At 45.6% G+C, this 14,535-nt stretch carries 9 protein-coding genes and 1 pseudogene; all 10 read right to left on the bottom strand.

Annotated features, from left to right (window positions below; genetic code table 11):
- Nucleotides 1–2 precede the first annotated feature (2 nt).
- The gene (locus BXY_RS17100) at nt 3–1,031 is read right to left on the bottom strand and encodes a zinc-dependent alcohol dehydrogenase (RefSeq protein ID WP_015532514.1); all 1,029 of its coding nucleotides are present in this window, start codon (nt 1,029–1,031) and stop codon (nt 3–5) included.
- Nucleotides 1,028–2,113 carry an SGNH/GDSL hydrolase family protein gene (locus tag BXY_RS17095; protein ID WP_015532513.1) on the bottom strand — a complete coding sequence of 362 codons (1,086 nt, stop codon included), beginning with the start codon at nt 2,111–2,113 and terminating at the stop codon, nt 1,028–1,030. The genes BXY_RS17100 and BXY_RS17095 overlap by 4 nt, the downstream gene beginning before the upstream one ends.
- A 21-nt stretch (nt 2,114–2,134) precedes the next feature.
- Nucleotides 2,135–3,457: a mannitol dehydrogenase family protein gene (locus BXY_RS17090; RefSeq protein WP_015532512.1), complete on the bottom strand. Its 1,323-nt coding sequence runs from the start codon at nt 3,455–3,457 to the stop codon at nt 2,135–2,137.
- Nucleotides 3,444–5,681: a histidine phosphatase family protein gene (locus tag BXY_RS17085; protein ID WP_015532511.1), complete on the bottom strand. Its 2,238-nt coding sequence runs from the start codon at nt 5,679–5,681 to the stop codon at nt 3,444–3,446. The genes BXY_RS17090 and BXY_RS17085 overlap by 14 nt, the downstream gene beginning before the upstream one ends.
- A 40-nt stretch (nt 5,682–5,721) precedes the next feature.
- Entirely contained in the window at nt 5,722–6,996 is a 1,275-nt protein-coding gene (locus BXY_RS17080; RefSeq protein WP_004313401.1) for an FAD-dependent oxidoreductase, read from the bottom strand.
- Complete coding sequence (locus BXY_RS17075) at nt 6,996–8,372, bottom strand: ComEC/Rec2 family competence protein (RefSeq protein WP_015532510.1); 1,377 nt, start codon at nt 8,370–8,372, stop codon at nt 6,996–6,998. The genes BXY_RS17080 and BXY_RS17075 overlap by 1 nt, the downstream gene beginning before the upstream one ends.
- A complete protein-coding gene (locus BXY_RS17070) occupies nt 8,360–8,689 on the bottom strand; it encodes a hypothetical protein (RefSeq protein ID WP_004313403.1) in 330 nt (109 codons plus the stop codon). The genes BXY_RS17075 and BXY_RS17070 overlap by 13 nt, the downstream gene beginning before the upstream one ends.
- Before the next feature lie 17 nt (nt 8,690–8,706).
- Nucleotides 8,707–9,660, bottom strand: a complete 954-nt coding sequence (locus BXY_RS17065; protein ID WP_004304775.1) for a DUF6772 family protein — start codon at nt 9,658–9,660, stop codon at nt 8,707–8,709.
- 21 nt (nt 9,661–9,681) lie between these two features.
- Nucleotides 9,682–11,421, bottom strand: a complete 1,740-nt coding sequence (locus BXY_RS17060; protein WP_008775556.1) for a RagB/SusD family nutrient uptake outer membrane protein — start codon at nt 11,419–11,421, stop codon at nt 9,682–9,684.
- A 24-nt stretch (nt 11,422–11,445) separates the two neighbouring features.
- Nucleotides 11,446–14,530: pseudogene (locus tag BXY_RS17055) on the bottom strand (SusC/RagA family TonB-linked outer membrane protein).
- Nucleotides 14,531–14,535: the final 5 nt, after the last annotated feature.

The raw sequence follows: 14,535 nt of genomic DNA, 5'->3' as shown, positions 1-14,535 counted from the left end.
TTTTATAGTTTAATAATTATTTTCATGGATGTTGCACTATTCTCGTCTATAAATTTATATGCCTTGTCATACTGCTCGAACGGAAAATGATTTGAAATAAGCGGTTCGAGACGGATAGCTCCCAAACTTACCTGATCGATAGCCGTAAGATAATCTTCATGGCGATACATCATCGTTCCGTTCACCTTCAGTTCGTGCTCTCCCAAATAGAACATATCAAGCGACGGATCCTTGCCAAATACCGCCACTACAACGATAGTACTCCCTTTTTCAATACACTCCATAAGCGAACGAATACTCGACTCAACTCCGGCAACCTCAAACGCAGCTTGAAAATCTTCATCCCCGAAAAGCCTCTTCGCTCCTTCTTTGAGTGATGTCTTAGCTACATTGAGCGTATCTACTATACCACATTTACGAGCTATTTCAAGTCTGAAATCACTTACATCGGTAATAAGAACCCGTTTGGCTCCTCTTGCCTTAGCGAACTGCGCCACGAGGTTACCGATCGTTCCGGCACCCGATACAACCACATTCTTACCTTTCAAGTCCCCGCCACGCATGGTTGCATGCGCAGCTACTGCCACCGGTTCTATCATAGCCCCATAATCAAGTGACATACCTTCAGGCAACACCGCAATCCTGTCATCATCAACCACAAAAAAGTCTTGCGCAGCTCCATTTGCCTGAAAGGCTTGCACTCTTAGCTCCTCACAAATATTATACTCTCCCCGCTGACAAGGCTTGCACTTCCCACACGCAAGTTGCGGACGTGCGGTGACAACGTCACCCGCCTTGCAGATCGTAACCGCCGTCCCCGTAGCGACTACCACTGCCGAATATTCATGCCCCTGAACTACCGGATAGAAAGTTGCCGGATGACATCCGTGATAAGAATGTATCTCACTTCCACAAATACCAATTCTCTTAATATTCAGAAGTACCTGATGTTCTTTCAGGTCCGACGCCTTAGGCGCCTCAACTTCACGAAATTCAATATGTTTTGGTTCTACTAATACCGCTTGTCTCATTTTATACCATATTTACTTAAAATTTCTATTACCGGAGTCTCTATTGACTTCGCCCAAAGTGCATATCCATAACTACTTGGATGAGTTCCGTCGACCGATGTCTCATGCGCATCGGAAGCATCAGGCGTAATCAGATAAACGTCTTTATATTTCGGGTTCGTGAGGATTTTCGCAAACAACTCCTCTACGGTTGCCGCCTTAGCCCGTTCTTTCGCATCAAGAACTGTATCGAATGAACGTCGTTCACGATAGATAGTACGCTGAAATATCAACGGAGTAGCCGGATGTGCCGCTATAAGCCGATCGATAAACGGCATCAGGCGCTCTCTTATCAGTTCTGCGTCAGGATTTGAAAAAGTATCGAATATAAAGGCATCAGCCTTGACTTCCGCAAGAACGTCGAGCATGTAAGGTTGCATCAGGCAACGTCCGCTTGTTGCGAGCGACACGACTTGAAGACCTGTATTACGCATAAATTGCATGGGATAACTCATACCGGATCGATCCGTGCTCACTCCCTGCGTAAACGAAGAGCCATATACCGCTATCCTGTGACGAAAATCGGACTTCAACGGTTCGATAACAGCATCGTCATCTATCCCTATCTTACAAGAAATGACCTCCGAATACATCGGCATATACATCATACATTCGTGCATCGTACCATCCATATTCTCAATGAGCGTGAATGTCTCGGTTTTCTCGCCCTTATACGCTTTCAATGAACCGCTTGCCGCATACTGCCATTGACCGTCTGCATTTTTGATATAAAGATCATATCCTTTATAAGAGATCGGCATGGTTGAATGGCTCGAATATACATATCCCCACTTTGTCGTAATCTGTATATTACGTGTGTTCGTTTTAAACAACACAGCCATACCGGCAGAGCAACGGAGTTGTCGATTCTCCGTCCTGTTAAAACCTTTATAAACCAATGTATCGACTCTATGATACGGATTGGGAGTCGATTCAAACGACTTACCTATCAGGTTAAGCGTTGACGCCTCCGCCTGTTTTTGTGCCGAAACCGACAATACGCACGAAAGCGACAGAACAACCGTTATGAAAAACTTCTTCATTGCCTTGTATTTTTTAGTTGTTTACTGTAATAAGACCTTCAACCCTTCCGCTACCTGCATAGCATAAAACTGCTCATACTTTTCCATAAACACAGGATATTTGTCCAGTCCCAATGACACAAAAGGTGATATTTTCAAGAACTCGGCCGGCGATCCTCCCGAAATCAACTTCCTGTCCGCCGGGGTGATGTGAGGTTCGGAGATAGCTATATTTTCACCGGACTCGGTGCGCGCACCTATCAGGTATTTGCAATACACAGCTATCAGGAAAGCCTCTATCGAAATATCCTTCCCATCCTGCAACATCTGTTTGAGTATGGGTACCACATAAACCGCAAACTTAGCAATGCCATCGCCACAAAGCCGTGATACCTGATCGCTGATCGCCTTGTTTGAAAATCGTTCGATAAGCTGGTCTTTATACGCTTCAAGGTCAACGCCTTCGGGAACCGGAACATAAGGAGTAACGTCCCTGTTCATAAACAGCTTTATCATTGCACGATACCTCTCGTCTGCCATTACAGCATCGACCTTCCTGAATCCTTCCATATAGGCAGGATAAGAAAGAAGAGTATGTGACGCATTGAGAAGACTTAATTTCATGATTTCATACGGGGTCACATCATGGGTGAATGTAACTCCCACCTTCTCCCATGCAGGACGGCCTGCAATGAAATTATCTTCAATCACCCATTGTATAAAGTCTTCACAACACACATCTGTAACCTTACCCGGTTTTGTTACGGGAGTGATTCGATCCACCATCGAATTCGGGAACGTCACTTTCTTTTTCGCCCACGCTGCCACCTCGGGATATTTCGCTTCGAAGTATGACATAAACGCACATTTGGCGGCATTGCCGTTCATCTGCATGTTGTCACACGAAAGAATCGTAATCGGCAAATCTTTCTCCATCCGGCGTTTAAGTCCTTCGGCTACATACCAAAACACACTGCGCGATTGGTTAAAATCAACCTTATATCCCCCTTCGGTAATGGTGAGAGAGATGATTTTTATCTCCTCCGATGTTATTTTAGCGATGATAGGCTCACTATCTATTTCCCCCCATGCCAGTTCTACAAGCGAACCAATCAGCATACTATCCTGTTCGCCGGAAGGGCTGCATGTCGTCAACTGATATATGCCGTCGTCTTTCTTGAGGGCGTTGAACAAGACCCCGTCCGTAGGCATAATCATGGCTCCGAATACCCCCCAGCATCTTTGTGAAGGATCTTCAAGTAATAGATTTGTGTAAGCTTCGAGATGTGCACGATGGAAGTTTCCAACGCCGAAATGTACTATTCCGGCCTTTATTTCAGCACGATTATAATTAAAAGTCTTCATACGATAATTTCAATGTTTCGGCAAGTGATTTTTCCACCTTGTCGCAATGTTCTATATAGAATTTATAAACCTCATTCCATTTGTAATAAGATGCTTCAACCGCTTCCAACGGCAACCGGAGGTCTTTTTCATTCAGCATAAACTTAACTAAAACGTCCGGATTGCCTTCTGATTGGTAAAAGATCATCTGAAGGTTCGCACCCATCGGAATATCCCAATACTTCCAACTCCGTAACGCTTCTTTGGAATTACTAGCCTCCCGCGCCCACGTCCCGGCTTGCAAATTGGTCAAGATGGCCATCAGAACGCCATCGTGTCCGAAGTTGAGATTGATACCATGACGCTTGCGCACCAGATCTTCGGCAGATTCGTCTAACAAATGGCGTAACGTGCGGGATGCAAGTCCCCAACTACGCCCGTGAGATACCGGTTCAGGACCTTTCTGCGCAAAATACTTATAGTTCTCGATTTCCGCCCAAGCCAATATTTCCTCTTCTGTAAAGATATCCCATATAGGCACTTGGCGGTCGAGGCATTGCATCAGTGATGCCATTAACCAGAAGCGATGGATCAGGTCGTACTTGTCATATTCACTTTCTACTTGTGTAACATCTATAAACAGTCTTCTAAAAAAAGCATCCACATCCAACTTTTCATCTATATATGAACGATATTTTTTATACCAACTGTTTTCCTTACCGAGTATATACTTATCAAGCGGACTCCTGCCGGGACATACGTTACCGTATGGATTCAGTGTGGTAAGGAACGAACGGGAGTTGTCTATCTCCGCCCATTCAAGCCCGGGGCGCAGTGACAAAATGCCCGAATTTACAGATTGCATGGTGGCCGCCACCCGAAGCACATTCGTTGCGTTAGTCTTCAAATAGGGATGGCCTTCAAATACTTCCGGATAGTTTTGTACCATCCTCCGGCCTATCTCCCTTGTCTGACGATAACCGATTTGTGTCAGATCGCCTTCTTTGTAAAACACATTCTTCTTGAACGGTTCAAGACGTTCGTACAGGGCTTTTCCAAAATCGGTAAGGTTGTTTGTGGCATGAGCTTTCTCCAATACGCCGTATATGGCAGGATAAGTCACCTCATCGTCTATCTGACGCGCTCCGTGACGAAAATAGCCGTTTATATAGAAAGGCGTATATCCTTTGGGCGCCGGCGTAACCGGATGTGAAAGATCGGTCACATAATACACGCCGCCTGCACGTTCCGGATCCCTGCGTATCTCGTCGAGAGGATTTTCGGCCACCGGCTTTTCTTTCGGAAGAGAGAGTTTGAATATGCAAGGAAGATCAGACGTCTTTTTCGCATTCGTATTGGTATTGACATACATAACCCCGTCTTTAACCACAATATCTTCCGGTTCGTAAATAACCTGTTCCTGCACATTGTATCGGGCAGTAATCGTCCGCCTATCCGTATCGTACACCCGGATGCAGGAAGGACGGCTGTCATCCTGTTTCCCAACTCCGAAGCAGAAATAGATTTTACCATCATGCATACAGCCCGCTTGTGTGAACCATACCTCATAGGGGAACACCACCTGATCGAGAATGTCATTTTCGTCGAGGCGCACCTTTGCGCCCTCACTCAACGACGGTATGCGGAATTTGGTGGCGACATACTGGTTTTCCCATGCATGCTTTGTCACCTTCGCCACAGTACGTTTACGCGCCGAGAATATCCATATAAATCCCCGTTCCCGATCGACCAGCCAGCTTGGCGCACCAAAGATGGAGACATACCCTTTCTCCGCCCACTTCGAGCCATCGAGTTCAATTGTCTGCACGATTTCGCTGCTAAAACGTTTTCCACGACGGGTGATGCTCTCCACAAAGCACAACCATTCCAACTCGCTTCCTACCTTCCCGTTTGTGATATACAAGAGAGGAAACGATGCTCCGCGTTTTGTCTCGACGCCAAAGCATACATTATTTACATGGTTGTCCGGATGGGAGGATGCCAACTCAAAGCCTGCCACAGGTTTCGGATCGGCACTTTTGAAATCATAGATATTCACGTGCCCTCCATCCTCGCACGAGAATATGTAATCATCCCATATTTCAAGTCCTTGCTGTGCCCGCCCCCGTCCTTCCTTTGCCAGGAAGACAGAGCACTCCACCTCTTTCTCCGGCTCTACATACAACTGGGCGATAAGGGGAATAGAGATCAGTAAGCACACGACAGACAAATAGATCTTTTTCATAAGTATGCTCTATAAATTTAAAGTATGATTATGTTCTACGTTAATCGAACAGCTCTACGCCTAACGACTCAAGCCGTTTCTGCAACTCTCCTACATCGAGAGCCCGCGGAGTACAGTGCTGCGACGCACTCATAGCAGCAGCAATACCAACTGCCTCTCCCATCGCCATGCAAATACTCATGACACGATATGAAGCGTGAGCTCTGTGAGTACCCGATATACACCGTCCCGCCACCAGAAGCCCTTCCAAGCCCAACGGGAGAAAACAACGATACGGCAAATCGTATGGTTTGCAATATTGGATGGTTGGTTCCGCCTGTCCGGCTCCGTCAGGATTATGTATATCGACAATGAACAATGCTTTATGTACCACCACATCGGCAAAACGGCAGCCTTCCGCCATTTCATCGGCATCGATCACATAGTCGCCCATCACCCTGCGGCTTTCGCGCACTCCGGTTGTTGTACCACTTCCGATCACTCTACAGTTTTCGTAACCCGGCAAATTTTCTTTCAAGAATTGAGTCAGGAGGCGTATCTGTTGCCTAAGTTCAAGATCGGCGGTGAAAATAGAGCTTACCGAAGTTATATCCACCCTATTGACTTGTGTCGTATTTACCTGACGGCAACCCGGTCTGACCGATGGATGCAAACGCACGGCAGCAAGCATCCGGGGAAGTTTGCCCTCATCGGCTTTCTTTTTACACCAATCAAGAAAACACTCGCCATTCAATTGAACATTGTCTACATCTCCAATGCAGATAATTCCTTTCGACTCGTCTACGCCATCAATGGTGTATTCAAGGGTTACAGGCTGCATGAGTCCGTCAGCACGTCCTTTTTCTATTTTTGCACCGGCAAGAAAAGATACTATGGCATCACCGGTACAGTCAATTGTAACCGCGGCTTCAAAACAGAGCGTCCCCTCGTTACTTGCACACTTAATGCCTTTTACCACCTTTCCGTCACGAATAACATCCGACACGCAACATTGCAAAAAGACATCGATGTTCTTTTCCCTGGCGACAAATTCTGCCAATGTAAGTTTTGCCTCTTCGAAATCGTGAGCATTTCCATGTTCGCCAATCCAGTCATTGTCTTTGACGCCAAGAATAGCACAAACCTCATCGCGCATCGTGTTCTTGCTTACACTACCGAGAATAGGGCCGACATACCCGGCGGTCAGGTTACCTCCGATGACTCCGTATCTTTCGATAAGGGCAACACGTGCTCCTTGCCGGGCAGCGGCTACAGCCGCACATATCCCGGCAGGACCTGCACCTGCTACTATTACATCATAATATTTTGTATTCATTATCTGCTTGTATATGGACCAGAAATAGTCTTAACAGTCATTGCCCCGTCAGAATCTGTGATTGTCACAACTCTATATTTGTTTCCCCCGTCGGTCACACGAACTACAATATGTCCATCATATCCCTTTACTCTCGCAGCCTCTTCCGCCGTAACCCGGTCGTCTACTCCGCTGGGGCGATCGCCTTGCCAGAAGTTAGTGATAAACATGTCACACGCAGGGAGTGTTGTCTCCATCGAATTCAGTATATCGGTACGGGGATGACAATCTACCCACGAATTGACAACAATCGTTTGTGGATTGAGTGCTTTCAGAGCATCCACCTGATTGGTGTTGGTTACACCGTGATGGTTAGCTTTCAATAGTTCCACCTGACCTACTGCTTTTGCACAGGGCAGTTCGGCATCTTTCCACGCATGACTCGAACGTCCGTTATACTGAAGGTCACCACCGGCAAAGAAATCAAAGTTGCCATACGAAACTTTCATCACACAACTGGTTATATTCTCCGGCGGACAATTGTCACTGGAGGTAATGTTCTTACTGTTTTCGTATGTAATCTCCGAGAGTTCAGGGAATGTCTTCTTTGTGGTAGTGCCCGAACCTGTCCAGATCTCTCCATTCACTGCCACGTTTTGCACCTTTGCAGTAGGATACTTTGCAGGATTATACTTCTGAACGATCTGATTATTCGCCCCTGCTTTGAATATCGCAGCATCGAACTTTTGATTGGCGACATGCCATTTCACTGCATTGATATAGTTATTACAACTTGGAGCATTGTCTGCCATTGTCGCCATATTGAACGGATAGTTATAATCGGGATAGCCACGATCGAGAAGCGTACCAATCTTGAAATTGTCGAAAATCTCGGCAAAACCTATCAACGAATAAGTGTCGGAGTTGGAAGATTTCGGCAAGGAAGAAGTATAACCGCCGAAGTGGTCATTATGGAAGTGGGTAAGTACGGCATAATCAATCGTACTGTTACCTGTCCATACCATACACTTACGAATGTAATCAGTTATAATCTGTGAACCACGGGTAGAAGTCAGAGTCGGATCCCAACGACTACGGATACCGGTATTGGTCGTATTACTATTAGAGTTGGTCGTAACACTCGAACTTGCGGCATCGATAAGCATTTGCGTACCATCCGGGAATATTACAAACATGCTTTCACCGGTAGTTGTATTGATGAAATGAATATCCATCACACCCTCCTGCCAGGCAGGAATCGTTTTACCTACCTCTATTTCAGTGGCAGCATCTTCCCCACCTCCATCCGGGCGAATCAAAAATGAGTGAGACTCATTGGAGCTGCATCCTACAATCGCAAGGATGAACAGACTAAATATAAATATTAACCTTTGCATGCTATATGAAGATTTAAAAACATCTCTCCGCCTTCAATGCTGACGGCAAGACGAATATAATTACCAAAATTTGAATTTACCTTTATAATATGTTGGCCAAGTCCTTTGAAGATTACAGGATCACTACCGTCGTCAGCCCAATGTATACCGTCTTGCGATAGTTGTACACGACCTTCGAATACGGGATCTCCTTCTATTTTCTCAACCATAACAAAGAATATAGCCTCATCTGCCCAACCAGCCTCGTAAGGATGAGTGAAGAAAGTACCTTTAAAGAACTTCTTTACCTCAAGATGGGAATCATTAAACATTTTCATATATTACATTCCTCCATTTATTCTTGTGAAACAACAACAGAATCTATATAAAAGAATACACGACGATTGGTATCAGTACCCACCCAGAAAAGAGGATTGATAAGATTGTCGATGCGTCCATATCCGTCAACGGTATCGGCTGCAATGCCACGCATATCCCAAATTTTGTCCTGACATTGGAACTCTACATATTCACGAAGCTCTGTGTCAAGTTTCAGACGCATGTATTGCCAATTGAGTTTACAGTCGGTTTCATTATAAATGAGTTTCTGATGACCATCTTTCAAATCCTTGAACCCATCGTGGTCGCCATTAGGATAACGGCGGCCGAACCACCAGGGATCGACTCCCCTCTTACACCAGTCTCCGTCAAGTCCATAAGCCCAATCGCGGTCGGTTATGTCTTCATTGGAATGTTCATACTGCCACTTCTGCATTAATTTGCCATCTACTGCATTGAGATAGCGAATTCCTACATGGTAACGTTTTCCACCCTCCTGTACATCGAATCCCATACCAAAATCGCGGATGGAACTCTCATGCAAACCCGGTTGCGGACGGTCACCGCCATCCACCACATCCTGCTCCGCCGTGTATGTAAACCAACATTCTATCTGCAAATATTTGCAGCCCGGACGAGAGAACGAAAGCCGCTTAATGGCATGTCCCAGACAACCTTCCGCCGGAATCTCCGTATAAGGAGCGGCAACAGGTCTTGTCGAAAGTTTAAGAGAGTAAGTGCCGGACATAGCTCCGTGAGTGCCCGGATACCTGAAAGTAGCGGAACTAAGCATGACCGGTGGCCACTGGTCTTTATTGACCAATGTCTTGGGAACATCAAAATCGGGATATTCCGTAAAGTTAGGCATCAATGTCATCCAGCCGTTAAAGCCGGTGTTGAATACATCATAGCTCAACACCCTTTTCAATGGTTGATAGCGACTGCGCAATAAAATTTCTCCAATGCTCATAATATCATTTATTTAATAAAGTTAGTACCCTGGATTTTGAACAAGTTTGCCATTCATTATCAATACATCATCACTTGGCAATGGCCATAAATAAATCTTCTCATCATACTTACGTTCACCATGCTGGACGATATAGGTTCCGTCGGCCATCGCTTCAAAAGAAGGAAATCCGTCTTTGTCAAATGTCGGAGTCTCCGGCCAAAACCAGTTGCCTGCCGCAAAGTATTCCTTTGCCCTGTTGGCTGTACGGGTAAATCCGTACATATTGTGTCCGAAAGCATTCTCAAACTGATGCCAACGAAGCAAGTCGAAATAGCGCAGATTTTCCCATGCAAACTCCACACGACGCTCACGGCGGAGCACTTTGCGCAATGCCGTCTGATCGGTTGTCGTGATGGACGGATAGTCGTTGGTTTGTGTACGGGTGGTGCCATAAGCACGGGCACGGACATCGTTGATGCAAGCAAGGACAGTAGCGTCAATCTCCCCCAGTTCAATCTTAGCTTCGGCATACATCAACAAAACATCGGCATAACGCATGAGAATAACGGGGTTGTCGTTATACAAAGTAGTACGCCATGATTCTTGCGCGCCTTTGCGCAGGCAACAACCATTGTAAGCACAGTTGGAAGCATCCGAACCGCCTTTGGAATCTTTGTTTGTAATCATACGATTTTGCGTATAGTCCATTACTTCGAGTGCGTTTGGCGCAGGGTTCCACTCAATACCATAGATACGGCTGCCGGGAGCAGCAAATGTTTCCAGGCAACGGGGATCACGGTTGGCAAATGGAGCGTGAGGATCAAAGCCACTGCCCGGTTCATCAATCGTCTTGCCATTCGTCATTTCGTAGACAGCAAGAAGTTCCCACGAAGGTTGTGCATTATGTGTACCGCCTGCCGAACGGGCAATAAAGGAACCGATAGCCTGTGTAGTAGGTTTACCGTTTTCATCCAACTCAAGGTCGCTTGAGTGAGCAACAGAGAAGATAACTTCTTTGCTTCCTCTTGTCTTGTCGCGGAAAAGTTCTCCATAATCAGGGGCCAAGTCATATACTTCCAGATCCATACAGTCTTGCGCAGCGTTTGCGGCAGTCCCATAGTCGTGTTGATAGAGAGCGGTACGAGCCTTGTAAGCATAAGCCGTTCCTTTGTCCACACGGGTGGCGCCGCTATTATTATTTGCGACCGGCAAATTTTCTGCGGCATAGTCATAATCTTCATAAATTTGTTTCAGAACGACAGCTTTGTCGGTACGCCCCATCTCAAATGCTTCCTCCGGAGTAATCGAAGTCACGTAGAAAGGAACATCTCCCCAAAGAGTAATCAAACGTGAATAAGCAAATGCCCTGAAAAAACGGGCTTCGGCACGAAGCGTATTCAGTTCAGTGGTGGAATATTTGCCTTCAAGTTTGTCGAGTGCCTCCAAAATTCGGTTGGCACGACTAATGTTCTTATACGTGTAACTCCAAACAGTCTTGATGTTAGGATTACTTGTAGAAGACGCATTCAGTGAACCTGCCGCAATGGTATAAATGTTGGTTCGTTGCGCCCAGTCATCCGTATTACGATCCAGCGTCCAACCTTCTTCTATAACAAAGAAGGTACTGCGATAAAAATCGTTCAATGAGATTCGAACTTCCTCCGGTGACGAGAACCAGTTTTCACTGGATGCGGCTGAAGGAGGATTCAGATCGAGGTTCACACAAGAAGTTACAGATAGAAGAGCTATCATGCAAATCAATACATGTATTTTTTTCATATTATGTAATTTTTTCATACTCCATTAGAATTTGATATCCACTCCAAATGTATAAGTGCGTGTGATATAGGTAGAAGCGCCTGCTTCAGGGTCCCATCCCGAAAGATAACTATCAAAGCAGTATGGATCATCGATATTGACGTACACCCGAAGTCCCTTGATTCCGACTTTAGAGACGATTTTTTTAGGAACTGTATAGCCAACGTTGATATTCTTTATACGCATATAGGCACTACTCTTGAGCCAGTAATCCGACATTTTGTAGTTGTTGTATTCACCGCCCTGATGGCTCAAACGGGGATAGCTGGCTGCCGCGTTCTGCTCTGCAGTGTTATACACACTCCAATAATTACGGCTGCCATTGTCGTTCAGAAGGACTGACGGAGCCGGAAGCCATTGTCCCTGCATGGGGCGAATCATACTTTCGGTGAGGCGTGAAAGTTGTTTCCCGACACCATTGAAGAGTAAGGAGAAGGAGAGACCTTTCCAGCCCAAACTAATAGAACCTCCATATAGATAGTGTGGCAATGAGCTGCCAAGCACTACACGGTCGTATGTCTCATTGATAATTCCGTCAGGAGTGCCGTCCGGACCGCTGACATCTACATATTTCACATCACCCGGTTTGGTAGAAGCCGAAAGCAGAGCGCTTTCACTGACTTCCTCTGCGGTCTGGAACAAACCTGCAGTCTTATATCCGTACCAGGAGTTATATTCTGCACCTTCAGTAATAATGGTACCATCGCTGTTAAACTGCTGCTTGCCATTAAGATTATCTATTATAGACTTGTAATCAGAGATATTAAAACTTACCGCATAACTTACATCTCCGATACGGTCAGACCAGCCGAGTTTCACTTCCCAACCACGGGTATGCATTTTACCTACATTCCTGTCAGGTGCCGAATAACCTGTAAACGACGGGATTGCCACCGACAAGAGCATATCTGTTGTCTTCTTATAATAATAGTCTGCGCTAAAGTCAAGACGATTGTTAAAGAAAGCGGCATCCACACCTATATCCCAGCTCTGTGTTTTCTCCCAATGGATATTCTCATACGCATAATCCTGTTGAGCGGCAGACATCGATGATTGGGGCGTAGAACCTGCACTGTCATACATAATGGCATTATTGAACGATATGTATGTCTGGTAAGGATAATTTCCAATCCGCTCGTTACCGAGCGTACCGATAGAGGCACGGAACTTCAGATAGTTTATCGGGGTTATGTTTTGCATGAACTTCTCGTTAGAGATGACCCAACCCACCGATGCGGACGGGAAGAATCCCCAACGGTGATCCTTGTGAAAACGTGAAGATCCGTCTTCACGAGCATTGAGCTGGAGGTAGTAACGGCTGTCGTAATTATACATGACACGGCCAAAAAATGAACGGTATGCATTCTGATAAGAATTGCCGGCTACGGCAAGAGCATTCTTGTTCGCCAAATCAAGATAAGGGAAAGAAGACAAAGATATATCGTTGGTCGATCCCGACATCGTTTCATACGTATAACTATAATCTTCATAACCGACCATGGCATTGAAGTTATGTACCTTGCTAAAGGTCTTGTCGTATGTAGCGATGAATTGTTTCTCCAATGATTTGATGTTACGGCGTTCTTCACTTAACGAATTGGAAGTATATCCTGAAACATATCCCAGCATAACATCGGTTTCGTATGCATCGTAAACAGGTATGGCTTTCTTCATCTCCTTGATCGAAACAGTTCCGACGGTAGGAGTCAGATTGGCAGTAAGGGTCAAATCTTTTATGGGCTTATAGCTCAACGAGAATTTACCGGTCATTGTGTTGGATACAGTCTTCTTCTCTCCGCCTTCCAATAAGGCGGCAAGCGTATTGCTAAGACTGCCGTCTTTACCAGGACCTACACGGCCGTCCGGATAAAGTCCCAAATAAATGGAAGGATACATATAAGCTGCACGAATCGGACTACCGGAAGTCGGGTCATTTTTCGTGGCATAACGTACCGAGAAATCGATAGAACCGGAGAGCTTATCACTAATCTTCAGATTATTACGCGAACGGATAGAGATTCTTTCGTGGTTTGAACCTTTATAGATAGCGTCGGCATTTTCGTAGGTAGCGGAAGTGTGGCTCTTGATTACCTTGTTGCCATACGTCATGGTCAAGTTGTGCTTATGGCGCATAGCGGTATTCGAAAGAATAGCGTCTTTCCAATCATAGATAGGATATTGAATGGGATCATACCTGTTGTTGGTAGCATAGTTGTCGATGTAGTCCTGTGAATAGTTGGCAAACTCGCCTCCCGCAGGATTACCGGCATCGTTCCACGACCATTCATTGTACATTGTCATGTAGTGATAAGGGTCTGTCAGGAATTTCGGAAATTCGGTAGGAGAAGACAACGAAATCTCTCCGTTATAACCGATCGAAAGCTGTCCCTCGGTTGCCTCCTTAGTCGTTATCAAGATAACACCGGCAGCAGCACGGGCACCATAGATGGATGCAGAAGCTGCATCTTTAAGTACAGTAATCTGCTGTACGTCTTCGCTTGCTATATTGTCGAGGCTACTGACCATCATACCATCGACAAGGATAAGCGGACTCGAATCAGACATTGTTGTCACACCACGCACCTGAACCGTAGCACTCGCTCCCGGCATACTGCTCGAACGGGTAACCGTCAGTCCCGGAATCAGTCCTTGCAAAGATTGTGAAAGTTGAGACGTGCTCTGTTTCTCGATAAGCGAACTGTTGATTACACCGACCGCACCTGTAAGATCTTTCTTCTTTACAGATCCATAGCCGATAACAACCGTCTCTTCAAGTTGTACAGCATCCTCTTTAAGTTTTATATTTACTACACTTTTACCATCCCATACCACACTCGGTCACATAACCAAGATAACGGAATTCTATTGTATGGCCTGATTCAGCGCCATTGAGCGCATACTTTCCCGACATATCGGAGGTAGTACCTTTTGCATTGTCTTTATCGTGGATCACCACTCCGACAAGAGGACCATTGGCATCGCTAACGACACCCTTCATTACATTCTGTGCAAAAGCCAGATTGATTTGCAGGAAACATGCCAATAACAGGCTTAATATACTTTTTTTCATACTCT

Origin of the sequence: Bacteroides xylanisolvens XB1A (assembly GCF_000210075.1) — a bacterium.
GTDB classification, from domain to species: domain Bacteria; phylum Bacteroidota; class Bacteroidia; order Bacteroidales; family Bacteroidaceae; genus Bacteroides; species Bacteroides xylanisolvens.
This window is presented reverse-complemented; position numbering and strand designations above follow the sequence as displayed.